The 23,113-nt window shown below is 72.0% G+C and carries 22 protein-coding genes and 2 rRNA genes; 10 read left to right on the top strand and 14 right to left on the bottom strand.

Translation table 11 applies throughout. From position 1 onward, the window contains the following. The first annotated feature begins 275 nt into the window (after positions 1–275). Complete coding sequence (locus ACIBH3_RS02435; RefSeq protein ID WP_396309976.1) at positions 276–2,147, top strand: protein kinase; 1,872 nt, start codon at positions 276–278, stop codon at positions 2,145–2,147. 39 nt (positions 2,148–2,186) lie between these two features. Here the strand turns inward: ACIBH3_RS02435 and ACIBH3_RS02430 are convergent, their stop codons facing one another. After that, positions 2,187–2,990 (bottom strand): DUF6597 domain-containing transcriptional factor, encoded by an 804-nt coding sequence (locus ACIBH3_RS02430; protein ID WP_396309975.1) that lies wholly within the window; start codon positions 2,988–2,990, stop codon positions 2,187–2,189. 73 nt (positions 2,991–3,063) lie between these two features. On the opposite strand from ACIBH3_RS02430, the gene ACIBH3_RS02425 reads away from it, so the two are divergent. The 4 genes from ACIBH3_RS02425 to ACIBH3_RS02410 all read left to right on the top strand — a co-directional run bounded on the left by ACIBH3_RS02425 (position 3,064) and on the right by ACIBH3_RS02410 (position 4,576). Then, positions 3,064–3,642, top strand: coding sequence for a TIGR03086 family metal-binding protein (locus ACIBH3_RS02425; RefSeq protein ID WP_396309974.1), 579 nt, complete (start codon positions 3,064–3,066; stop codon positions 3,640–3,642). A gap of 160 nt (positions 3,643–3,802) precedes the next feature. Then, positions 3,803–3,997: a hypothetical protein gene (locus tag ACIBH3_RS02420; protein WP_396309973.1), complete on the top strand. Its 195-nt coding sequence runs from the start codon at positions 3,803–3,805 to the stop codon at positions 3,995–3,997. 2 nt (positions 3,998–3,999) lie between these two features. Next, entirely contained in the window at positions 4,000–4,347 is a 348-nt protein-coding gene (locus tag ACIBH3_RS02415) for an ArsR/SmtB family transcription factor (protein WP_396309972.1), read from the top strand. Between the two features lie 97 nt (positions 4,348–4,444). Beyond that, the gene (locus ACIBH3_RS02410) at positions 4,445–4,576 is read left to right on the top strand and encodes a DUF6126 family protein (protein ID WP_396309971.1); all 132 of its coding nucleotides are present in this window, start codon (positions 4,445–4,447) and stop codon (positions 4,574–4,576) included. A gap of 131 nt (positions 4,577–4,707) precedes the next feature. Here ACIBH3_RS02410 and ACIBH3_RS02405 read toward each other — a convergent pair whose 3' ends face one another. Together ACIBH3_RS02405 and ACIBH3_RS02400 are read right to left on the bottom strand one after the other, a co-directional pair. Continuing rightward, positions 4,708–6,003: a class I SAM-dependent RNA methyltransferase gene (locus ACIBH3_RS02405; RefSeq protein WP_396310343.1), complete on the bottom strand. Its 1,296-nt coding sequence runs from the start codon at positions 6,001–6,003 to the stop codon at positions 4,708–4,710. A 422-nt stretch (positions 6,004–6,425) separates the two neighbouring features. Beyond that, a complete protein-coding gene (locus ACIBH3_RS02400) occupies positions 6,426–8,507 on the bottom strand; it encodes an APC family permease (RefSeq protein ID WP_396310342.1) in 2,082 nt (693 codons plus the stop codon). A 237-nt stretch (positions 8,508–8,744) separates the two neighbouring features. On the opposite strand from ACIBH3_RS02400, the gene ACIBH3_RS02395 reads away from it, so the two are divergent. Both ACIBH3_RS02395 and ACIBH3_RS02390 read left to right on the top strand, forming a co-directional pair. Further along, positions 8,745–9,413, top strand: a complete 669-nt coding sequence (locus ACIBH3_RS02395) for a potassium channel family protein (protein ID WP_396309970.1) — start codon at positions 8,745–8,747, stop codon at positions 9,411–9,413. After that, a complete protein-coding gene (locus ACIBH3_RS02390) occupies positions 9,413–10,084 on the top strand; it encodes a potassium channel family protein (RefSeq protein ID WP_396309969.1) in 672 nt (223 codons plus the stop codon). The genes ACIBH3_RS02395 and ACIBH3_RS02390 overlap by 1 nt, the downstream gene beginning before the upstream one ends. Before the next feature lie 114 nt (positions 10,085–10,198). Here ACIBH3_RS02390 and ACIBH3_RS02385 read toward each other — a convergent pair whose 3' ends face one another. The 4 genes from ACIBH3_RS02385 to ACIBH3_RS02370 all read right to left on the bottom strand — a co-directional run bounded on the left by ACIBH3_RS02385 (position 10,199) and on the right by ACIBH3_RS02370 (position 14,742). Beyond that, complete coding sequence (locus ACIBH3_RS02385) at positions 10,199–10,951, bottom strand: DUF3159 domain-containing protein (RefSeq protein WP_396309968.1); 753 nt, start codon at positions 10,949–10,951, stop codon at positions 10,199–10,201. Next, a complete protein-coding gene (locus ACIBH3_RS02380; protein ID WP_396309967.1) occupies positions 10,948–11,355 on the bottom strand; it encodes an OB-fold nucleic acid binding domain-containing protein in 408 nt (135 codons plus the stop codon). The genes ACIBH3_RS02385 and ACIBH3_RS02380 overlap by 4 nt, the downstream gene beginning before the upstream one ends. A 61-nt stretch (positions 11,356–11,416) precedes the next feature. Continuing rightward, complete coding sequence (locus ACIBH3_RS02375; RefSeq protein WP_396309966.1) at positions 11,417–12,097, bottom strand: response regulator; 681 nt, start codon at positions 12,095–12,097, stop codon at positions 11,417–11,419. A gap of 29 nt (positions 12,098–12,126) precedes the next feature. Then, a complete protein-coding gene (locus tag ACIBH3_RS02370; protein WP_396309965.1) occupies positions 12,127–14,742 on the bottom strand; it encodes a DUF4118 domain-containing protein in 2,616 nt (871 codons plus the stop codon). A gap of 223 nt (positions 14,743–14,965) precedes the next feature. Here ACIBH3_RS02370 and ACIBH3_RS02365 point away from each other — a divergent pair, with 223 nt between their 5' ends. The 3 genes from ACIBH3_RS02365 to ACIBH3_RS02355 all read left to right on the top strand — a co-directional run bounded on the left by ACIBH3_RS02365 (position 14,966) and on the right by ACIBH3_RS02355 (position 18,195). After that, the gene (locus ACIBH3_RS02365) at positions 14,966–16,186 is read left to right on the top strand and encodes an ROK family protein (protein ID WP_396309964.1); all 1,221 of its coding nucleotides are present in this window, start codon (positions 14,966–14,968) and stop codon (positions 16,184–16,186) included. A 175-nt stretch (positions 16,187–16,361) separates the two neighbouring features. After that, positions 16,362–17,717, top strand: a complete 1,356-nt coding sequence (locus tag ACIBH3_RS02360; RefSeq protein ID WP_396309963.1) for an LLM class flavin-dependent oxidoreductase — start codon at positions 16,362–16,364, stop codon at positions 17,715–17,717. A 340-nt stretch (positions 17,718–18,057) separates the two neighbouring features. After that, entirely contained in the window at positions 18,058–18,195 is a 138-nt protein-coding gene (locus ACIBH3_RS02355; protein WP_396309962.1) for a hypothetical protein, read from the top strand. Between the two features lie 115 nt (positions 18,196–18,310). On the opposite strand, the gene ACIBH3_RS02350 is transcribed toward ACIBH3_RS02355, so the two are convergent. The 7 genes from ACIBH3_RS02350 to ACIBH3_RS02320 form a co-directional block, all read right to left on the bottom strand. Beyond that, positions 18,311–19,222, bottom strand: coding sequence for a TauD/TfdA dioxygenase family protein (locus ACIBH3_RS02350; protein ID WP_396309961.1), 912 nt, complete (start codon positions 19,220–19,222; stop codon positions 18,311–18,313). A gap of 98 nt (positions 19,223–19,320) precedes the next feature. Beyond that, positions 19,321–20,208 carry an ABC transporter permease gene (locus ACIBH3_RS02345; RefSeq protein ID WP_396309960.1) on the bottom strand — a complete coding sequence of 296 codons (888 nt, stop codon included), beginning with the start codon at positions 20,206–20,208 and terminating at the stop codon, positions 19,321–19,323. Further along, on the bottom strand, positions 20,205–21,068 hold the full coding sequence (locus ACIBH3_RS02340) for an ABC transporter ATP-binding protein (RefSeq protein WP_396309959.1): 864 nt from the start codon (positions 21,066–21,068) through the stop codon (positions 20,205–20,207). Before ACIBH3_RS02340 ends, ACIBH3_RS02345 begins: the two co-directional genes overlap by 4 nt. Positions 21,069–21,073: 5 nt before the next feature. After that, entirely contained in the window at positions 21,074–22,120 is a 1,047-nt protein-coding gene (locus ACIBH3_RS02335; protein WP_396309958.1) for an ABC transporter substrate-binding protein, read from the bottom strand. Positions 22,121–22,485: 365 nt separating this feature from the next. Continuing rightward, positions 22,486–22,569, bottom strand: coding sequence for a putative leader peptide (locus ACIBH3_RS02330; protein WP_396310341.1), 84 nt, complete (start codon positions 22,567–22,569; stop codon positions 22,486–22,488). Between the two features lie 247 nt (positions 22,570–22,816). After that, positions 22,817–22,933: ribosomal RNA gene (rrf, locus tag ACIBH3_RS02325) — 5S ribosomal RNA — on the bottom strand. 87 nt (positions 22,934–23,020) lie between these two features. Continuing rightward, a 23S ribosomal RNA gene (locus tag ACIBH3_RS02320) occupies positions 23,021–23,113 on the bottom strand; the annotation flags it as partial.

Here is a 23,113-nt window from a genome sequence, read left to right as displayed (position 1 = left end):
ACGGCTCGGCGACTGAAGTCATTCGTGCCGTCCGACACCCCTGGCCGGCTGTCGGACGGCACCGGAGGTTTCAGTGTCGAAACACCCCGAACCCGAACCCGCACCCGCACCCCGCCGCTTCGCAGTGCTTCACCTCGCCTCGACGGGGGCGAAGCGGAGGCCGACCGAGAGAGCGCCATCCGAAGCGAGCGGGGCCACCGCCGGCCGCTCAGGGTTGTCACCTGGTCGCCATGCACCATTTGCCCCGATATTTCGAGCACCCTACGTTGTTGCCCATGACAGGAGCCGGGAACGATGCCGGACGGGTGGTCGCAGGGCGCTACACCCTGGTGCGGCGGCTCGGCGCCGGGGGCATGGGGCGGGTCTGGCTCGCCCATGACGAGGTGCTGGCCTGCGATGTCGCACTCAAGGAGATCGACGTCCCGCCGGGCCTGCCGGAGCGGGAGATGAGCGCGCGCGTCGCCAGGGCCCGCAGTGAGGCGCGGCACGCCGCCAGGCTGCGGACCCATCCGCATGTCGCCACGGTGCACGACATCGTCGAGGAGAACGGCCTGCCGTGGATCGTCATGGAGTACGTGCCCGGCGCGACGGACCTGGAGGCCGTCGTGCACGAGCACGGGCCGCTGCCGCCGCCGGAGGTCGCGCGCATCGGTCTGGCCGTCCTCGATGCCCTGACGGAGGGCCACCGGCTCGGCATCCTGCACCGGGACGTCAAGCCGGCCAACATCCTGCTGACGAACCCCCCTCCGCGGACCTCGCGCCCCGCGGAGGGGGGAGGGGTGCTGCTGGCCGACTACGGCATCGCGCTGGAGCCGGCCTCGGGTGAGCCGCGGCTCACCTCGGCTTCCGGGATCGTGGGGACCCCCGGCTACCTGGCCCCGGAACGGGCGCGCGGCGCGGAGCCGAGCCCGGAGTCCGACCTGTTCTCCCTCGGAGCCACGCTGTACTTCGCGGTCGCGGGCAAGGGCCCCTTCGACGCGGAGAGCGAGGCCGCCGCCCTGACCGCACTGCTGTTCGAGGAACCTCGGCTGCCGGCCCACGTCACGGGGCCCCTGGTACCCGTCCTCCAGGGCCTGCTGGCCAAGGACCCGGCGGAGCGCATGACGGGTGAGGAGGCGGCTGAGAAGCTCGCCGGGATCACCGCGGCACCCGAGCCCGCCCCGACGGTGGTGACCCCCACGCCCCCTCCGCCTCCGCCACCTCCGACCGTCCAGCAGCGGCCTCCCGCGCCGGGCCCACCGGAACCCGAACCCCGTCGCAGGATCCCGGCCGGCCGTACCGCGGCCATCGTCGTGGCCGCCGCACTGGTCCTGGGCGGCGCCCTCTGGGCAGGGGCGACCCTGCTCGGCGGCTCGGACACGTCCTCGCCCCCGACCACGGGCACGGCCGCGTCCTCGCCCACGGCTTCGACCGGCCCGGTACCGCCGTACGGGGAGGCCGTGGGCCTGCAGCAGGAACTGAAGCGTGGCGACTGCGTCTCCGCCGTGTGGAACGGCGCGAAGTTCCAAGGGCTGCCCAAGCTCGGCCTCCTGGACTGCGTCAAGGACAACCCGGACGGTCAGGTGGTCGACACGGCCGACGTGAGCTCCCTGGACGACGCGACGCAGAACGGCAGCGCCATCTGCGATGCGCGGCTCCGGGCCACCGTCCAGGCGCTGGCGGACGCCCAGTCGTATGCCGTTCCGCCGAGCAAGCAGGGCTGGGACAGCGGCGTGCGCGCCATGCCCTGCCTGGTGTTCGGCAAGTCCACCGGAGTCGTGGGGCCGGTGGGCACCTTCCGCCGGACCGGCCAGGAGATCTACCTGGCCGACACGTCGATCGGCGACTGCATCGACACGCAGAACCAGCAGGGGAACAGCGTCAGCCTCATCCTCGCCGACTGCAACGTGCCGCACCAGGAGCAGGTCCTGGGCTTCGTCCTGCCACCCGCGGGCGTGACCTACCAGTCGGCGAGCGAGGCGGACGCGTACAAACTCTGCACGCAGGAGTACGCGGCCTACCAGCACGACGGCCACGACCTCGGATCCTGGACGAACGACGAGGACAGCTGGAACAAAGGGTTCCGGTATGTGATGTGCACGCTGACCACGGCCGACGGCTCAAAGCTCCCCGGCGGCACGGTGCAGGCCGCGGCAGTGAGCCGCTGACGCGCGAGGGGCCCCGCTCGGTGCGGACACCACGCCGCCTCAGCGCCGCCCGCCACCGCTCGCGTACCGCGTCGGCGGCTCGCCGACCACGGCCGTGAAGTCGCGGGTCAGGTGCGCCTGGTCCGCGTACCCCAGCTCGGCGGCCAGGGCCGCCCAGTCGACGCCGTCGCCGCTGTCCGCGCGGGTCGCGGCCTCGTGCAGGCGGGACCGGCGCAGCACCCACTTGGGACTCGCCCCGACGTACTCGGCGAACAGCCGCTGAAGCCGGCGGACGGAGATGCCGAACCGATCGGCGACCTGATCGACCCGCACCAGCTCGGGCTCGGCGGCGATCCGCTCGACCATCACCGCGATCTGCTCGGCGATCGGATCCGGCGCGGGCAGCAGGGAGAGCAGGAAGGCGTCGACCGGCCGGACGATCGCGCCGTCGTCGTCGGCCGCGAGAACGGCCCGGCCGACCTCGTCCACCGCCGGGCCGAGCACCTCGGCAGCGGGCACCCGCCGGTCGGCGAAGCGCAGCACGGGCCCGGCGGCGAAGGGACGGAAGCAGCCCGGGCGGAACTTGACCCCCAGCACCCGGCCCGCCCCCTCCAGCCGACGTACGAACAGACCCCGGTCCACCCCGTACAGCAGCGGCCTCGGCTCCTCGAACACCAGATGGACGTTGGGGTGCGACAGCACCTTCGTCTCGTAGGCCGCCGCGCTCGGCAGCTCCCAGCGGACCAGCCAGTAGAACTCCACCAGACGGGCCAGCCCCGCTGCGGGCTCGATCCTGGTCAGGCTGCTGATCTCCGCCTGCGCGCCGGGGTACAGCACCCCGCGCCCGATCTCCGGGTTGATCACGCCCCCAGGCTAGCGCCGCACACTGTCGCGTTTGTTCAAGACCGCGGTGGCAGGCTCCTCCTAGCGTGACGGCATGAAGAACCTGTACCCGTACCTGATCGAAAGCGCGGAGGAAGCGGCCCGCGTCGCTCGGGGTGTCACCGCCGAACAGCTCCCGGCGCCGACACCGTGCAAGGAGTTCGACACCCGGGCACTGCTGAACCACTGGATCCTCTACACCTCGCACGGCCTGGAACACCGCGCCCGGCGCACGCAGCTGCCCGAGGCACTGACCGGGCGGGACTTCACCGACGCACCCGACTGGGCCGAGGCGTACGCCGCCCAGCTCCGCCGTGCCGTCGACGCCTGGTCGGAGCCGGCCGTGTGGGAGGGCGAGATCGACCTCGGCGGCACGCTGCTGCCCGTACCCTCGGTCGTCGCGCTGCTCCTCACCGAGACGGTGCTGCACGGCTGGGACGTCGCGCGGGCCACCGGGCAGGAGTTCCACTGCTCGCAGGGGCTCGCCGAACTGATCCTCGCGACCGTCGGGGAGCACGCCGAGACGTACCGTCGGTACGAGGGCTTCGCCGCGCCCGTCCCGCTGCCGGACTCGGCCTCCAGCATCGAACGGGCACTGGCCACGAGCGGGCGCGACCCGCACTGGAGGTCGTGACGCCACGCACAGCCCCGCCGGGCCCGACCACGACGCGCTGAACCGGGCCGTGGCCGGGCCCGGCCGTTTCAACGACTTGAAGAACTCTTCATCTCCATAGATGCTGTTGACCTGGAACGCGCCGCGCCCTGGAACGCGCCACCCGGTGTGGAGGTCGACGATGACGGACATGTTCGGTCAGGAGCTTCGCAAGCAGCTCGCGCGGGCCCGCGCGGAGCTCGCGGCGGCCAGGGCGGCCGGGGACGCCGACGGCGTCCAGGCCTACGAGGGCCGGGTGGCAGGGCTGCTGCGTCTGGCCTCCGGGCACGGTATCGAGCTGCCGCACAGCCTCGAAGAGGAGAAGGGAGAGGACTGACGATGGCGGTCCCGCTGTACCAGGCCAAGGCGGAATTCTTCCGCACACTCGGGCACCCCGCCCGGATAAGAGTGCTGGAGCTGCTCCAGGACGGCCCCCGCCCGGTACGCGAACTCCTCGCCGAGATCGACATCGAGGCCTCCAGCCTCTCCCAGCAGCTCGCCGTCCTGCGCCGCACCCAGCTGGTGACGGCCACCCGCGAGGGCAACACGGTCGTCTACGCCCTCAGCACCCCCGACGTGGCGGAGCTGCTGCGCGCGGCCCGCGGCATCCTCACCGAGATGATCACCGACCAGGGTGAGCTGCTGGACGAGCTGCGCGGCGACGCCGTCCACACGGCCGCCGGGTGAGCGCGACGGCCCCGCCCGCCACGCCCCGGCGCAGCCGGTCAACCGCCCCCGCCTGCCGGCCACCAGCCAGCCAGCCCCGAAGAGGACCGGACCACCCATGAGCGACGCCACCAAGGACGAGAAGAGCCGCCGCAAGGCGATGCTGATCCGCGCCTCGATCTACATCGCCGGCACCCACCTCTTCGCCGGCTTCGTGATCCTGCTCTTCGCCGTCGGCAACCGGCACTGAGCCCGGCCCCCGCCGGCCCGCGCGGCGGTCCGACGCGGGAACAACGCGGGCGCAACGCGGCAAACCACGAAGGCGGTGCACGGGATGAACCCGCGCACCGCCCGCCGTAAGTCCACCGCCGACCAGGCCGGCTACGCCGCGATCGGCTCCAGGATGGCCACGCACTCGAAGTGGTGGGTCATCGGGAACAGGTCGAAGGCGCGCAGCGAGACCGGTCGGTAGCCGCCCTCACGGAAGAAGGCCAGGTCCCGGGCGAGCGCGGCCGGGTCGCAGGCGACGTACGCGATCCGGCGGGCCTCCAGGCCCACCAGGTGCGCCACCGTCTCGCGCCCGGCGCCCGCCCGCGGCGGGTCCAGGACGATCAGGTCGGTGGCGGTGATCCCGGTGCGCGGGAGCAGCGCCTCGACCTTGTCGCACTCGATCCGGACGTTCTCCAGCGCGGCCAGGTTGTGCCGGGCGTCGAGGACGGCCTGCTTGCCGGACTCGATGCCGAGGACCGCGCCGTCCTCGCCGACCCGGTCGGCCAGGGCGCCGGCGAACAGGCCCACACCGCAGTACAGGTCGAGGGCGTTCTCGCCCCACTGCGGGTCCAGGCCGTCCAGGACCGCGTCGACCAGGGTGTCCGGGGCCTCGGGGTGGATCTGCCAGAAGCCGCCGTTGCTGACCCGCCAGGTACGGCCGGCGGCCACCTCGCGGACGAAGGTGCGCCCGTGCACCCGGTGGAAGTTGTCGTGCTCGTCGATCCGGGAGATCGAGACCGGCTTGTCCAGCTCGACGATCGGCAGCTGGGCGCCGTCCGCCGGGACCAGGACCACCTGGCGGTCCGAGGAGCCGGTGGCGGCGATCGCGTCGACCGAGGCGACGCCCGGCCACTCACGCGACTCGATGCCGAGCTCGGTCACGCCGGGCGCGGCGATCAGGCAGCGGTCGATCGGCTGGACGTCGTGCGAGCGGTGCTTGCGCAGGCCGACCTTTCCGGTGCCCGGGTCGACCGTGTACTGCACGCGGGTGCGCCAGGCCGGCACCTCGCCCGCCGGGAGTTTGCCGCCGACCGGCTCGACGCTGCCGTCCCAGCCCGCCTCGGCGGGGGTGAGGCCGGCCAGCTTGGCGAGCTGCTCGGTGAGCACCGCCACCTTGAGCTTGCGCTGCCCGCCCGGGGTGACGTGCTGCCAGTCGCAGCCGCCGCACTTGCCGGGGCCGGCGAACGGGCACGGCGGGGCGATCCGGTCCTTGGCGGGCTCCAGGATCTCCACGGCGTCGGCGCGCAGGAAGCGGGACTTGGTGGTGCCCTCGGTGACCAGGGCGATCACCTTCTCGCCCGGCAGGGCGTGCCGGACGAACAGCACCCGGCCCTCGTGCCGGGCCACGCAGTGCCCGCCGCCGTGTGCGACCGGGCCGACCTCGACCTCGTAGCGCTCGCCGACCAGCGGGTCGCCGCCCGGACCCCGGGGGGCCGGCTCGGGCTTGGCGGGCCGGGGCGCGCCGGCGGTACGCAGCGCCTTGGGCGGGCGGACGGCCTGCTTGCGCGGCCGGGCCCCGCCGTCCTTCGGCGCGCCCGAGCCGGCGGGCCGCCCGGCGCGCGCCCGATCGGCCCCGGGCTTGTCGGCCCGCTGCTTCTCGGCCCGCGGCCGGTCGCTCTGCGGCCGGTCGCCGCGCGGCGGCTGCTCGGCCCGGGGCGCGGTGGCCTCACCCGGCGCCAGCGGCGCGGTCTGCGCCGTGAAGCCGTCACGGTCGGTGGCGGCAGGCCGCGCGGGCTTGGCGCCCCAGCGCGGCCTGGCGACCTGGCCGGGCTTGGCGCCCTTGCGGGGCTGGCCCGACTTGCCGTTGGAACGGGGCGGGGTGTTGCGGGTCACGGAGTGGTGTCCTTGCCGGAGTCAGCGGAGGCGGCGGTCGCGTCGGAGGAGCCGGACGAGCCTGAGACATTCGACTTTACGGCCTTCGGCTGCCGAGGCTCACCGCGTCGGACCGCACCGGGGGCGGACCAGGCCTTCTGCGGCTTGCGCCGCTCGGACGACTCCAGCTGCCAGGGTACGGAAGTGACCATGACGCCGGGCTTGAACAGCAGGCGCCCCTTGAGCCGCAGCGCGCTCTGGTTGTGCAGCAGGTGCTCGTACCAGTGGCCGACCACGTACTCCGGGATGTAGACCGAGACGACGTCACGCGGGCTGCTGCGGCGCAGGTTCTTGACGTAGTCGAGGACCGGCCCGGTGATCTCGCGGAACGGCGAGTCCAGCACCTTCAGCGGCACCTCGATGCCGCGCTCGTCCCACTCCTCGCGCAGCGCCTCGGTGTCGGCCTTGTCGACGTTGACGGTGACGGCCTCCAGCGTGTGGGCGCGGGCCAGCCTGGCGTAGGCGAGGGCCCGCAGGGCGGGCTTGTGCAGCTTGGAGACCAGCACGATGGCGTGCACCCGGGTGGGCAGCACCACGTCGTCGGGCTCCTCGGCGGCGACCAGCTCGCGCGAGACCCGGTCGTAGTGCCGGCGGATCGCCTTCATCATCACGAACAGCACGACCATCGTCGCGATGGCGATCCAGGCGTGGCTGATCTTGGTGGCCAGCACCACGATCAGCACCGCCATGGTCATCACCAGGCCGAAGGTGTTGATCGCCCGGCTGCGCTGCATGTGGGCGCGCCTGCCCGGGTCGGTCTCGGTGCGCAGCAGCCGGGTCCAGTGCCGGATCATGCCGGACTGGCTCATGTTGAAGGAGACGAAGACGCCGACGATGTAGAGCTGGATCAGCCGGGTCGGGTCGGCGTCGAAGGCGACGATGAACAGGATCGCGGCCAGCGCCAGCAGGATGATGCCGTTGGAGAACGCCAGCCGGTCACCGCGGGTGTGCAGCTGGCGCGGCAGGTAGCGGTCCTGGGCGAGGATCGAGCCGAGCACCGGGAAGCCGTTGAACGCGGTGTTCGCGGCGAGCACCAGGATCAGGCCGGTGACGGCGGCGATGAAGAAGAAGCCCGGCGTGAAGTTGCTGAAGACGGCCTCGCTGATCTGCGCCAGCGCGGTCTTCTGGTGGTAGTCGGCGGGCGCCCCGGCCAGCTGCTGGGCCGGCTCCTCGGCCATCTGCACACCGGTCAGGTGGGCCAGGTAGATGATGCCCATGAACATCACCACCGCGATGGAGGCCATCAGCAGCAGCGTGGTCGCGGCGTTCTTGCTCTTGGGCTTGCGGAAGGCCGGCACACCGTTGCTGATCGCCTCGACGCCGGTCAGTGCCGCACAGCCCGAGGAGAACGCCTTGAGCAGCAGGAACACCATCGCGAAGCCGGCCAGCGACTCGTTGCCGGCCGTGGGCAGCAGGTGGTACCCGGCACTCTCGGCGGGCATCTCCGCGCCGAAGACGAAGTGCCGCACGAAGCCGTAGCCGACCATGCCGATGACACCGACCATGAAGGCGTACGTCGGCACGGCGAAGGCCGTCCCGGACTCGCGCACGCCGCGCAGGTTCATGCCCATCAGGACGATCACCAGGGTGACCGACAGGCCCAGCTCGTGCCCGCGCAGCGCGGGCACCGCCGAGACCACGTTGGCCACGCCGGAGGTGGTGGACACCGCGACGGTCAGGATGTAGTCGACGAGCAGGGCGCTGGCGACCACCAGCCCGGAGTTCGGGCCGTGGTTCACGGTGGCGACCTCGTAGTCGCCGCCGCCGCTCGGGTAGGCGTGCACGTTCTGCCGGTAGGAGGCGACCACCGCGAGCATCACGATGGCGACCACTACCCCGATCTGCCAGGAGAAGTGGATCGCCGAGGCGCCCGCCAGGGAGAGGGTCAGCAGGATCTCCTCGGGCGCGTAGGCGACCGAGGAGAGTGCGTCCGAGGCGAACACGGGCAGCGCGATGCGCTTGGGGAGCAGGGTCTCCCCGAGCTTGTCGCTGCGCAGCGCGCGCCCGATCAGGATGCGTTTCGGAAGGTCTGTCGGCATAGGCACGTTAAGGAATCGTAGGGGTAGTTCCTCGTCGCTCCGACTTACGGCCCCCCCTTCGTCGCGACTGTGTTCGGGAGACCGGCTAGCGTGTCGGATGACGAGCTTGCGGGCAACACTCCAGTTGCGATGCGAGGCCCCTACGAGGACGCTCACCCCCAGCAGCGGGGTGCGGAAGGATGACGAGCGGTGTTTGCGCAGGTCAAGACCCCAACGGACCGGGTGAGGTAGCGCCCAGTGCACATCGTCATCATGGGCTGCGGCCGCGTGGGTTCGGCCCTCGCCAGAGCGTTGGAGAAACAGGGCCACTCGGTGGCCGTGGTCGACCAGGACCCGACGGCGTTCCGCCGGCTCGGTGCCGGGTTCAACGGACGACGGGTGACCGGCGTCGGCTTCGACCAGGACACCCTCCGCGAGGCGGGCATCGAGGAGGCTGGCGCGTTCGCGGCGGTCAGCAGCGGTGACAACTCCAACATCATCGCCGCCCGGGTCGCCCGGGAGAACTTCGGTGTGGAGAACGTCGCGGCCCGGATCTACGACCCCCGCCGCGCCGAGGTCTACCAGCGCCTGGGCATCCCCACCGTCGCGACCGTCCGCTGGACGGCCGACCAGATGCTGCGCCGGCTGCTGCCCGGCGGCGCCGAGCCGCTCTGGCAGGACCCGAGCGGCAGCGTCCAGCTCGCCGAGGTCGCGTACGCGCCCGAGTGGGTCGGACACCGGCTGAGCGCCCTGGAGGAGGCCTCCGGCGCCCGCGTGTCGTTCGTCACCCGGCTCGGCGAGGGCATCCTGCCCACGCCGCAGATGGTGGTCCAGGAGGGCGACCTGGTGCACGTCACCCTGCGCCGCTCCGACGTGACCGCCGTGGAGGCCGCGTTCGCGCAGGGGCCGAAGGAAGAGGGTCACTGATGCGGGTCGCAATTGCCGGTGCCGGAGCCGTCGGCCGCTCGATCGCGGGCGAGCTGCTGGAGAACGGCCACGAGGTACTGCTGATCGACAAGAACCCGAACTCCATCTCGGTGGAGCGGGTACCGATGGCCGAGTGGCTGCTGGCCGACGCCTGCGAGATCACCTCGCTGGACGAGGCCGCGCTGCAGCGCTGCCACGTGGTGATCGCCGCGACCGGTGACGACAAGGTCAACCTGGTCGTCTCGCTGCTGGCGAAGACCGAGTACGGCGTGCCCCGGGTGGTCGCCCGGGTGAACAACCCGAAGAACGAGTGGCTCTTCAACGAGTCCTGGGGCGTGGACGTCGCGGTCTCCACCCCGCGTCTGATGTCCGCCCTGGTCGAGGAGGCCGTCAGCGTCGGCGACCTGGTCCGGCTGATGCGCTTCAGCCAGGGCAACGCCAACCTGGTGGAGTTGACCCTGGCCGGGGACACCGAGCTGGTCGGCACCCGGGTCGGGGACGTCGCCTGGCCGGCCGACACCGCGCTGGTGACGATCATCCGCGAGGGCCGGGTGCTGGTGCCGGGCAAGGACGACACCCTGGAGGGCGGCGACGAGCTGCTCTTCGTGGCCGCGCAGGAGCGCGAGGAGGAGCTGGAGGACCTGCTCTCGCCGGGCTCCGGCGCCCAGTAGTCCCGGGGGCCGCAACACGCGGCAGGGGCCGTACCCGTGCGGGTACGGCCCCTGCCGCGTCGCTCTGCGCCGTGCCGGTGGCCCGGTGGCTGGGTGGCTGGGTGGCTGAGGACGCTACTCGTCCTCGACGACCGCCTTGATCGGTGGCGGCGCCTTCAGCAGAATCTGCCAGGTCACGTACATGGCCAGCAGCATCGGCGGGATGCCGAGCGCCACCTTGAGCCAGCCCAGCAGGTTGACGTTGCCGGTGAAGTACAGCGGGAAGAGAATCACCGGCTTGATGCCCATGATGACCACCCAGGCCCAGGTGGCCTTGACGTACGCGGCCAGCCGGCCCGGGTTCTCCTTGCGCCAGGTGAACATCTCGCCGGTGACCGGGCCCAGCATCAGGCCGATCAGCGGCCAGCGGACCAGCGCGGAGACCGCCAGGCCCACGCAGTAGCCGACGTTCCACAGCAGGCCGGGCAGGTAGAAGTTCTCCGCCTTGCCCGTCTTCATCGAGATCCAGGCACCGATCGCGACGCCGAAGACGCCGCTGAAGGCGTGCTGGATCGTCTCCCGCTTGGCCAGCCGGGCCACGACGAACAGCGCACTCAGGCCCAGCGCGGACCACGCCGCGGTGGAGACCTGGTGGGTGATGTTGAACGCGATGATGAAGACCAGGCCGGGCAGGGTCATGTCGATCATGCCCCGGACGCCGCCGAAGGCCTGCATGACGGTCTCCGCGGCCTCCCGGGATGCGGCGGCCTCCCGGGCGGCGACCTCCTCGGCGCTCTCCGGGGCACTCGTCCGGGCGGGCTGCTCGGCCGGCTTGGCCAGGTCGAGCTGGGCGGCCGATTCGCCGCCGGGCAGGTTGCTCACGCTCATTCGCTCCCGTGTCCTACCGGACGCAGCTCGTAGCGGGGGTTGAACAGCACGCGGCGCCCGCGTGCATGGCCGATCCGGCCGCTGGCCACCAGCCTGCGGCCCGGTTCGATACCGGCGATCGAGCGCCGGCCGAGCCAGACCATGTCCAGGGCCTCGGTGCCGTCGAAGAGCTCCGCCTCCAGGGCGGGCACTCCGGCCCGTGGTCGGAGGGTCACGGTACGCAGGGTGCCGGCGACGGTGACCAGTTGGCGGTCTCCGCAGCTGGCTATCGGTGTGCAGCCCGATTCAGCCGCGCTCTCCTGCCGCAGTTCCTCGGCCTGGAGCTCCTCGGAGGAGGAGGTCAACCGGCTGAGCATTCGGCGGAAGCGGCCCTGCGGCTGGTCGCTGCTGTTGTCACCACTCATGTCGGAAGGGTACCGGTTTCAGGCTCCCCTACGTCAGGCGCACGACCCCCGCCCCCACCTCTCACCCCTCGAAGCGGTAGCCCATCCCCGGCTCGGTGATGAAGTGCCGCGGGTGCGAGGGGTCCGCCTCCAGCTTGCGGCGCAGCTGCGCCAGGTAGACCCGCAGGTAGTTGGTCTCCGTGCGGTAGGCCGGCCCCCAGACCTCCTGGAGCAGCTGGGTCTGGCTCACCAGCCGCCCGGCGTTGCGGACCAGCACCTCCAGCAGGTGCCACTCGGTCGGGGTGAGCCGGACGTCGGTGCCGTCCCGGTTGACCTTCTTCGCCGCGAGGTCGACGGTGAAGCTGTCGGTGACCACCAGCGAGTCGTCCTCACCGCTGACGGGTTCGGCGCGCCGCACCGCGGCCCGCATCCGGGCGAGCAGCTCGTCCATGCCGAACGGCTTGGTGACGTAGTCGTCGGCGCCGGCGTCCAGGGCCTCGACCTTCTCGTCGGAGGCGTGCCGGGCGGACAGCACGATGATCGGCACCCGGGTCCAGCCCCGCAGGCCCTTGATCACCTCGACGCCGTCCATGTCGGGCAGGCCGAGGTCGAGGACGACCACGTCGGGGTGCCTGGCAGCGGCCAGCTCCAGGGCGCTCGCGCCGTCGTGGGCCGCGTCGACCTCGTACTTTCGGGCCTTGAGGTTGATCACCAGGGCGCGGACGATCTGCGGTTCGTCGTCCACGACGAGGACCCGGGTCATACGGGCTCCGCCTTTCGGGGTGGTTGGGTTCATGCGGGTGAGGCGGCGGGCGCGGGCCCGGGCGCCGGTCCGGGAGCGGCCTCGGGCGGCCGGTCCACGGCGGGGAGGGTGACGACCATGGTCAGGCCACCACCGGGGGTGTCCTCGGCGACCACGCTGCCGTGCATCGCCTCGACGAAGCCGCGCGCCACCGCGAGACCCAGGCCCACGCCGGCGCCGCGCGGTGCGTCCCCGTATCGCTGGAACGGCGCGAAGATCCGCTCCTTGGCCTCCTCGGGGACGCCGGGGCCACGGTCGACGATCCGCAGCTCCACCCGCCCGCCGCCGTCCCGGGGCGCGCCCAGCGAGCCGCGCGCCGGCGCCAGCGCGTCCGCCTTGACCAGGACCTTCACGCCGTCCGGGCTGTACTTGACGGCGTTCTCGATCAGGTTGGCGAGCGAGCGCTCCAGCAGGCCGGCGTCCGCGCGGATCATCGGCAGGCTCTCCGGGACGTCCAGCCTCACCGCCTCCAGCGGCACCCCGCCCAGGGCGAACGGGACCACCTCGTCCAGGTCGGTCTCCTGGATCAGCGGGGTGACGGTGCCCGTCTGCAGCCGGCTCATGTCCAGCAGGTTGTTGATCAGGTGGTCCAGCCGGTCGGCACCGGCCTCGATACCGGCCAGCAGCTCGGCCTCGTCCGCCTCGTCCCACTCCACGTCCTCGGAGCGCAGCGAACTGACCGAGGCCTTGATGCCGGCCAGCGGGGTGCGCAGGTCGTGCGAGACGGCGGCCAGCAGCGCGGTACGGATCCGGTTGCCCTCCGCCTCCCGGCGGGCGGCCGCGGCCTCCCCCGCCAGCCGGCGGCGCTCCAGCAGGACGGCGGCCTGCGCGGCGAAGGCGCTGAGCAGGCGGCGGTCCTCGGCGGGCAGCACCCGCCCGGCCAGGACGAGCGCCAGGTTGTCGCCCACCGGTACGTCGACGTCCGCCTCCTCCGGCCGGCCCGGCGGCTGCGGGCCGCTGGCGGCGGTGCAGCGCCAGGGCGAGCGCTCGTCGGCGCGCTCCAGCAGGGCGGCGGAGTCCTGCTGGAAGGTCTCGCGGACCTGCTCCAGCAGGGCGGTGAGCACGCCCTCGCCGGTCGGCGCGCCGCGCAGCACCGTCCCGGCGAGGGCGCTGAGCGTCTGCGCCTCGGCCTGGCTTCGGGCCGCCTGCTGGGTGCGCCGGGCGGCGAGGTCCACCACCGAGGCGACGGCGATGGCTACGGTGGTGAAGATGGCCACGGCCAGGATGTTCTGCGGCTCGGAGATCGTGAAGGTGTGCAGCGGCGGTGTGAAGTAGTAGTTCAGCGCCGAGGAGGCGACCAGCGCCGAGGCGACGGCCGGGTACAGGCCGCCGATCAGCGCGGCGCAGACCGTCACCGACAGGAAGAGCAGCATGTCGGTGGAGAGCCCGAGACCGTTCACATGGGTGAGCAGCAGCGCCAGCAGCGGCGGGCCGCCCACCCCGATCAGCCACCCGGCGACCGCCCGCGGGCGGCCCAGGTCGGTCACCCTGCGGACCGGGATCCGCCCGCGCCCCTTGGCGGCGTGCTCATGGGTCACCATGTGGACGTCTATGTCACCCGAGTCGCGGGTGACGGTGACGCCCACGCCGGGCCCGTAGATGTACTGCCAGGCCCGGCGGCGGCTGGTGCCGAGCACGATCTGGGTGGCGTTGACGCCGCGGGCGAAGTCCAGCAGCCCGGTCGCCGGGTCGTCACCGAGCACGGTGTGGAAGCTTCCGCCCAGGCTCTCCACCAGCGCCCGCTGCTCGATCAGCGTCTGCGGGGAGCCCGAGCCCGATCCGGTCAGGCCGTCGGAGCGCGAGATGTGCACGGCGAGCAGTTCGCCGCCGGAGCCGCGGGCCGCGATCCGGGCGGCGCGGCGGATCAGCGTGGCGCCCTCGGGGCCACCGGTGAGCCCCACCACGATCCGCTCGCGCGCCTGCCAGGTGCGCTGTATGCCCTGCTCGGCGCGGTACGTCTGGAGGTACTCGTCGACCCGGTCGGCTGTCCAGAGCAGTGCCAGCTCGCGCAGCGCGGTGAGGTTGCCGGGACGGAAGTAGTTGGAGAGCGCCGCGTCGATCTTCTCCGGCGCGTACACGTTGCCGTGCGCCAGGCGACGGCGCAGCGCCTGCGGGGACATGTCGACCAGCTCGATCTGGTCGGCCCGGCGGACCACCTCGTCGGGGACGGTCTCGCGCTGGCGCACCCCCGTGATGCCCTCGACCACGTCCCCCAGCGACTCCAGGTGCTGGATGTTCACGGTGGAGATCACGTCGATCCCGGCCGCCAGCAGCTCCTCCACGTCCTGCCAGCGCTTGACGTTGCGGCAGCCGGGGACGTTGGTGTGGGCGAGCTCGTCCACCAGGGCGACCTGCGGGCGGCGGGCCAGCACCGCGTCCAGGTCCATCTCGGTGAACCGCGCGTCCCGGTGCCACAGCTCGCGGCGCGGCACCACCTCCAGCCCGGCTATCAGCTCCGAGGTGTGCACCCGGCCGTGGTGCTCCACGAAACCGACCACCACGTCGGTGCCCCGCTCACGCCTGCGGTGAGCCTCGGCGAGCATGGCGTACGTCTTTCCGACCCCGGGAGCCGCCCCGAGGTAGATCCGCAGCCTGCCGCGTCCCATGTGCACCATTCTTGATCAGGTTCCGCCGGGGGGCGACCCCCCGAACACCCGCTCGCCCCCTTTGAGACTACGGCGTGACGGCCGATCCGCCGCAGATCAGGGGGCCCGCAAGGCAGTTTTAGCGGCATATTGACGGGGCGCCCGCCGGCCGCCGGGCCCCTTCACCCCCTGCTTTCATGCCACCGCCACGCCGGTGCAACACGCCGCTGGGAGCATCGAGCGCATGCTCTCCCTGGTCGCACCGCCCGCGCCCGGCCGGACGGCGCCGCCCGCCGAGGGCGGCGGGGCCGGCGCCGTCCTGCGCGCCGTCCTGGCCGGCGGCCCGCTCACCCGCGCCGCCCTCGGCCGGGCCACCGCCCTCAGCCCGGCGGCCGTCTCCCGCCACACCGCCGACCTCGGCGGCCTGGGCCTGCTGCGCGAACTCCCGGCACCCGACGGACCACCCCGCGCGGGGCGGCCGCAACTGCCGCTGGACATCGACACCCGCCACCACCTGGCCTGCGGGGTGCACATCGGCGTCCCCTGGCTGACCTTCGCCCTGCTCGACCTGCGCGGACGCGTCGTGGCACACGAACGCCTCCCGCGGCGCGGCGACGCCCCGGCCGTCCTCGCCACCATCCGCGACCACCTGCCGGGCTTCCTCACCCGGCGGGCCGGCGGCCGCTCCCCGCTCGGCCTCGGCGTGGTCACCGGCGGCTGGGTGGACTCCGAGCACGGCGTCGTCATCGAGCACGGCCCGCTGGGCTGGCACGACGTACCGGTACGTGAGGTGCTCTCGGACGCCACCCGGCTGCCCGTGCACGTGGACAGCCACGCCCGCGCGCTGGCCCAGGCCGAGCTGCTCCTCGGCGCGGGCAGCGGCTCCACCGAACTGGTGCAGCTCTTCGTCGGGAACGTCGTCGACGCCGCCATCGCCACCGGCGGCAGCGTCCTGCGCGGACGCCGCTCCCGGGCCGGCGACATCGGCCACCTCACCGTGCCCGGCTCCACCGAGCCGTGCCCGTGCGGGCGCACCGGCTGCCTCCAGGCGACCGTCTCCGAACGCACCATCGCCCGCCGCGCGCACGCCCAGGGCCTCATCCCCACCCCCGACTTCGACCTGCTGCTGGCCCTCGCCGGGGGCGGCGACGCCGCCGCGCTGCGCCTGTTCGAGGAACGCCTGCTGCTGCTCGCCCCCGCCGCCGCCCTGCTGCTCGACGTGCTCAACCCCGAGGTCCTGGTGATCAGCGAAGCCGCCCTGACGGTCGCACCGCACCTCCGCCCGTACCTGTACGAGCAGATCCGGGCCCGCTCCAACGCCGAACCCGAACAGCTGGTCACCGCCACCGGCTTCGGGGTGGACGTGCTGGCGGTGGCGGCCTGCGCCGGGGTGCTCGACTGCGTCTACCAGCGGCCGATGGACCTGCGGACCGCCCGCCGCGCGCCCAGGGCGGCCACACGATGACGGCGGGTCAACGCCCCATTAATTCCACGGCCTGGTGAATCATTGTCCGGCCCGCGCCGGCTCCGGAGAATCGACACCACCCCCTCCCTCTTCCGCCCTCTCCCCTCCTCCCCCCTTCCCCCCTTCCTCCCTTCCTCCCTTCCTCTCCCGCCTTCCGAGCCTGGAGCGTTCCGTCATGCCCACTTCTCACCGCCAAGACTCCCGGGAACCGGGCGAGCGCCGGCTGCACCTCAACCTGTTCCTGATGGGCGTCGGCCACCACGAAGCCGCCTGGCGCCACCCCCGTACCGACCCGGAACAGGCCGGCGACATCGCCCACTTCCAACGCCTCGCCCAGCAGGCCGAGGCCGCGTCCTTCGACTCGGTGTTCCTCGCCGACGGCGTGGAGGCCCGCTCGGACGGCGGCTGGGGCCTGACCAGCCACTTCGAACCGTTCACCCTGCTGGCCGCGCTCGCCACGGTGACCGAGCGGATCGGCCTGATCGGCACCGTCTCCACCGGCTTCACCGAGCCCTACAACCTGGCCCGCCAGTTCGCCTCGCTCGACCACATCAGCCACGGCCGGGCCGGCTGGAACATCGTCACCTCGGCCGGCGACCGCGCCGCCCAGAACTTCAGCCGCTCCGCCAACCAGGAACACGCCGTCCGGTACGAGCGCGCGGACGAGTTCCTGGACGTCGTCACCGCCCTGTGGGACAGCTGGGAGGACGGCGCGCTGCTCCTGGACCGAGCAAGGGGCGCCTTCGCCGACCAGACCAAGGTCCACGACATCGACCACGTCGGCAAGCACTTCCAGGTACGCGGCCCGCTGAACATCCCGCGCAGCCCGCAGGGCCACCCGCTGCTCGTCCAGGCCGGCTCCTCGGCCGACGGCAAGGCCTTCGCGGCCCGCTGGGCGGAGGCCGTCTTCACCGCGCAGCAGACCCTGGCGGAGGGCCAGGCCTTCTACGCCGACCTCAAGCGGCAGGCGGGTGAGGCCGGACGCCACCCCTGGCAGGTGAAGATCCTCCCCGGGGTCGTCCCGGTGCTCGGCTCGACCGAGGCCGAGGCGCGGGCCCTGGACGAGGAACTGGACGCGCTCATCAACCCGGCCCGCGCGGTCGGCGTGCTCTCCACCGTCCTCGGCGTCGACCTGACCGACCACCCGCTGGACGAACCCCTGCCGCCGCTGCCGCCGCTCGCCGAGATCAACGGCGCCAAGAGCCGCTTCGAACTGATCCGGGACCTGGCCGAGCGCGAGCGCCTGACGCTGCGCCAACTCGTCGGCCGGCTCGGCGGCGGGCGCGGCCACCAGGTGGTGGTGGGCACCCCCGAACAGCTCGCCGACCACATCGAGACCTGGTTCGGGCAGGGCGCGGCCGACGGCTTCAACATCATGCCGCCGGTCCTGCCCGGCGGTCTCACCGACTTCGTCGAGCAGGTGCTGCCGATCCTGCGCAAGCGCGGTCTCTTCCGGGAGGGCTACACCGGGCGCACCCTGCGCGAGCACTACGGCCTGCCCCGGCCCGCCGGACGGTACGCCGCCGCGTAGCCCGGCCCGGCAGCGGAGCGCCTCTGCACCAACCTGTCAGGCATGTACCTGCCCCTGCGCCGCGAGATCCTGACGGAGCTCGCGGCGCAGTGCTGTCCGCCCCTGGCCTCGGCGCCGGTTACAGCACGGGACGGGAGGGACGGTACGCGACGGGACGGGACGGGGGCACTCCGACCACCACCGCGCAGGCCGGGACACCCGTGTCACATCGTCCTGCCGCGTTCCGTCAGTGCGGTGACGACCGAGCGCACCGCTCCGCCCCTGAGTGGCAACGGTCGGTCCTCCTCCCGCGAACGAAGAAATCCATCCGTGACATCCAGGACGTACGTACGACGCCGTCGTGGACTTCGACCGGGTCCTGGCCGCCCCGGACCGCCCCGAGCGGGCTCGGGCCGACCTCGTCATCGAGGACCACCTGCACCCGAACGCCACCGGGTACCGGGCGATGGCCGACGCCTTCGACCTGCGCTCCCCGTAGTCGGCCTCCGCACCCTCCGATCGGACGGTCCGGCACAGACACCGGCGCAGACACCGGCCGGGCCGCCCACCGCGAGTGACGCGGTGGGCGGCCCGGCCGGCCCTCACCCGGTGGCTCAGCCGGCGCCCGGCTCCGGTGTGCCCGTGTAGTGCGCCGCGTCGTCGCCCTCGATCGAGTAGCTCGGCTCTCCCGTGACCGCCACCGGCACATCGCCGGCCACCGTCACCCGGTGCAGCCGCCGCGGCAGGTCGTCGTAGTCGTCCGGCGCGTAGTGCTGGGTGGCACGGTTGTCGAAGAGCACCAGGTCCCCCACCTCCCAGCGCCAGCGGACCACGTTCTCCGGCCGGGTGACGTAGGCCTGCAGACTGCGCAGCAGGTCGCCGGACTCCGCACCCGGCAGGCCGACGATCGACTGCGCGAACCCGCCGATGAACAGACCCCGCTCACCGCTCTCCGGATGCACCCGCACCACCGGATGCGCCGTCCGATACCTGCGCGCGGTGAACACCCGCCGACGCTCCTGCTCCGCTTCGTCGAGCTGCTTGCCCTCCGCGTAGTCGAAGGCGTTGGTGTGCACCGCCCACAGCCGGTCGGCGAGCTCGCGCAACGGCTCGGGCAGATCCTGGTAGGCGGTCTGTGTGTTAGCGATCAACGTGTTGCCACCGTACGGCGGGACGACCAGGCTGCGCAGCGTGCTCGCCTTGGGCGGCGTACGGACGAACGTGACGTCGGTGTGCCACCGGTTGGCCCGGCCACCGTCCGCGCTGTCCACTGCCAGGACGTTGGGCCGACCGTCCAGCGCCGGCACGGTCGGGTGGGCGGTGGTGAGCGTGCCGAAGTACGCGGCGAACCGGGTCTGACCCGTGTCGTCCAGGTGTTGGCCCCGGAAGAAGAGCGCCTTGTGCTCCACCAGCGCGGAGTTGAGCCGCCCCACGGTGTCGGGGCCGAGCTCGGCGGAGGCGTCGAAGCCGAGGATCTCGGCGCCGATCCGGCCGCCGATCTTGCGGATCTCGAAGGTGCTGGCCATCGGACTTCCTTTCAGACAGATGTGGCGGGATGGAGAGATGGGGAGAAGGGGCGATGGGGGGACGTGGGGCGTGCGGTCCGGATCGGGCCGATGCGCGATCAGCCGCCGAGCGGCGCGCGCCAGGCCGTGAACCGGCGTTCCAGCGAGATCAGCAGCAGGTTGAACGCCGCCCCGATCGCGGAGATGGTCACGATGCCCGCGTACATCTGCGGAATGGCGAAGTTGTACTGCGAGGCGTTGATCAGATAGCCCAGCCCCGCCTTGGCACCCACCATCTCGGCGGCCACCAGGATGAGGATCGAGAACGCCCCGGCCATCCGGATGCCCGTGAAGATGATCGGCACCGACGCGGGCAGGATCACCTTCTGGAACAGCCGGTGCGCCGGCAGATCCAGCGAGCGGGCCAGCCGGATCAGCGTCGGATCCACGCTGCGCACCGCGCTGATCGTGTTCAGCAGGATCGGCCACAGGCACGCGTACAGCACGATCGAGATCTTGGATGTCTCGCCGATCCCGAGAATCAGTACGAAGACCGGGAGCAACGCGAGCGCGGCCGTGTTCCGGAACAGCTCCAGCAGGGGGCTCAGCAGGTTGGCCACCGGCCGGTACCACCCGATCAGCAGACCGAGCGGCACCCCGATCACCACCGCCAGGCCGAACCCGCTCAACGAACGGGTCAGGCTGGCCCCGGCGTTGTCGGCGAGCTGGCCGCTGCGCAGCAGCTCGAACCAGGCCGCCATGACCTCCGAGAACGGCGGCAGGAACGTGCGGTCCACCAGGGCGAAGCGCGGGGCGAGTTCCCACAGCAGCAACAGCCCGAGCACCGCCACGGACTTCACCGCGCCGGCCAGCAACAGCCCCGTCAGCCGGCGGAACGCGGTGCGCGTGCGGGGCGGCGGGGCGGCCGTCACCACCACCTCCGGCCCGGGCACCGTCACCGGGCGGTCCCGGACGGCCAACGGCGCGGGATTCAGATCGGTGCTCATACCTGGCTGACCTCTCTCTCCAACTGCTGGGCGCGGCTGACCTCGTCGTGCAGCAGGCTCCAGATCTCGTGCCGGTAGCGGGCGAACTCGGGGCTGGAGCGCAGGTCCCGGCCGGCCGCCCGCTCACCCAGCTCGATCGGGACCACCTCCTTCACCCGGCCCGGACGCGAGGTGAGCACGGCGACCCGGCCGCCGAGGTAGACGGCCTCCTCGATGCCGTGTGTGATGAACACGACGGTCTTGCCGGTACGCCGCCAGATCCGCAGCAGCTCGTCCTGGAGCGACTCGCGGGTCTGCGCGTCGAGCGCCGCGAACGGCTCGTCCATCAGCAGCACATCGGGGTCGTAGGCGAGACTGCGGGCGATCGCCACGCGCTGCTTCATGCCGCCGGACAGCTCGTGTGGGTGGCGCTCCTCGAAGCCGTCGAGACCGACCAGGGAGAGGTACTCCCTCGCCCTGGCCGCCCGTTGGCGCCTGGGCACCCCGGTGGCCTCCAAACCGAACTCGACGTTGCCCTGAGCCGTCCGCCAGGGCAGCAGGGCGTACTGCTGGAAGACGATGCTGCGATCGAGCCCCGGCCCGGTGACCGGCCGGCCGTCGAGCAGGATCTCGCCGGAGGTGGGCGCGGCCAGTCCGCCGAGCAGGTCGAGCAGGGTGGATTTGCCGCAGCCGCTCGGTCCGACCACGGCCACGAACTCACCCGCGCCGACGTCGAGATCGATGCCGTCCAGGGCGGTGAACTCGGTGCTCCGGCCGCGACCACCCGGCTCACCTGCGCGGCGGGACCTGCCGGACCCACCGGACCCGCCGCGGACGGGGAAGGTCTTGGTGACCCCGCGAAAGCTGATGTGCGCTGTCATCGGGCTCAACTCCCGCTGGCCGCAGGCGAGGCGGCGGCCGCGCTGTAGCCGTTGTAGTCGTTGGAGTAGAGTGCTGCGGCCTTGATCTGGCCGGCTTTGAGATCGCCGTGCGTGGTCAGCCAGTCGATCCAGACCTGGAACGTCCCGTCCGTGAGCCGCCCGCCGGGCTCGGCCACGCCGAAGGACTTCCAGTACTGGAGCGCCGAGGTGTCCTCATTGCGGCCGCGCTTCTTGATGATCTCCACGCTGCGGGCGATCACCTCCTCGCGCGGTGTCGTCCTCGCCCACTCGATGGCCTTGGCCACACCGGTGACGAAGGTCCTGGAGGTGTTCGGGTTCTGCTTGAGGAACTTGTTGGTCAGCACGTACGAGCCGGCGCTGAAGGCCCCCAGCAGCTCGAAGTCGCTCAGCAGCGGCCGGATGCCGCCCGTCACCAGGGCCTTGTCCCGCAGGATCCCGCCGAGCACGGCCACCTCGATCTGCTTCTGCCGCAGCGACTGCTCGGTGTTCACCGGTGGGACCACGATCCGCTCGACCTTGCCCAGTTCGGCGGGCGAGAAGCCGTTGCGCTGGAGATAGGTGTCGAGCACCGCTTCGTGGTGGGCGCCGAGCGTGTTCATCCCGACCTTCTTGCCGATCAGGTCCCGCGCGGTGCGGATCGGGCTGTCCTCCAGCACGTAGAAGCCGCTGAACACACTGGCGTCCACGCCGTAGTAGCTGATCACCGCCTTCACCGGCGCCCCCGCCGCGATCAGCTTGACCACGGCCCCGTTGAACGCGCCGCCGAAGTCGGTCTGGCCGGTCGCCGCGGACTGGATGTCCTGCGGACCGCTGATCGTGTTGCCGACCCACTCAAGCTTCACATCACCCAAGTAGCCGAGATCCTCGGCGAGTTCGGCGAGTGTCACCTGCCCGACCGATCCCTGGTATCTGAGTCTCCTGGTCTCGCCGCCCCCTCCGCCGCCGGACGCGGTGGCCTCGCCGCAGGCAGCGGCGGCAGCAGCGATGGCGGTCAGGGCGAGGAACTGGCGGCGCGAGGCGACGACGGACATGCGAGATCCTTTGCGAAGGCGGCCACAACCGGGTACGCCGACCAGAACGGGCAGCGCGCCGTACGCGTGCGGTCGCCATGGCAGCGCAGCGCGGGGCTGCGTGCCGGCGGGGCCGACGGGCGGGCGAGGACGCGTTCTGGGTGTGGGTACGACGATGCGACCGGAGAGAGGGGCCGGGGAGGGGGAGACCGGAGCGGAGGGGTGCCATGCGGGCGGACGGAATGCCGGGACGCGGCCGGGAAGGGGCGCGGACGGCTACCGGCACCGGCGCAAGGCCATGGCGGCCTGGTGAGCGACTGTCAGAGACGGTGAGGCGTGCGCGCGACTGCGCGTCGGCGCAGGTGCCGGTCAGCGGTGCCGGTCAGTCAGCGGCAGACAGCACAGATGGCGCTTGCGTGACGTCGCAGATCGACGTGCAGGCGGCCCACAAGGCGCTCGAATTGGCTCACGTGTCACAGCCTGGCAGTGGCGGGCTACCGGGTCAACGAATGTTCACCCGGTGGAAGAAACCGGTCCGATGGCAGGTCGGCAAGGTATCCCGAGGCCGGATCCGGCACCCGCCCCACTGCCGCCCGGAGATCCGGCGGCGCCGCAGTTCCGCGCCGGACGGTGCTTTCTGAACCCCTGCACGCAGCAGAGCCCAGAAACGCAGAGAACCCCCACCCGGAATCGGGTGGGGGTTCTCTGTGAATGATTGTTCGGCGGCGTCCTACTCTCCCACAGGGTCCCCCCTGCAGTACCATCGGCGCTGTGAGGCTTAGCTTCCGGGTTCGGAATGTAACCGGGCGTTTCCCTCACGCTATGACCACCGAAACACTATGAAACTGTCCGACCGCACCACACCCGTAGCCTTAGGTGTGGGGTCGTTGTTTCAGAACAACACAGTGGACGCGAGCAACTGAGGACAAGCCCTCGGCCTATTAGTACCGGTCAGCTCCACCCCTTACAGGGCTTCCACATCCGGCCTATCAACCCAGTCGTCTACTGGGAGCC

Source organism: Kitasatospora sp. NPDC050543, from assembly GCF_044457565.1.
Taxonomy (GTDB): Bacteria; Actinomycetota; Actinomycetes; order Streptomycetales; family Streptomycetaceae; genus Kitasatospora.
Note: the sequence above shows the minus strand (reverse complement) of the source record. Positions and strands in the feature narration are given on the sequence as shown.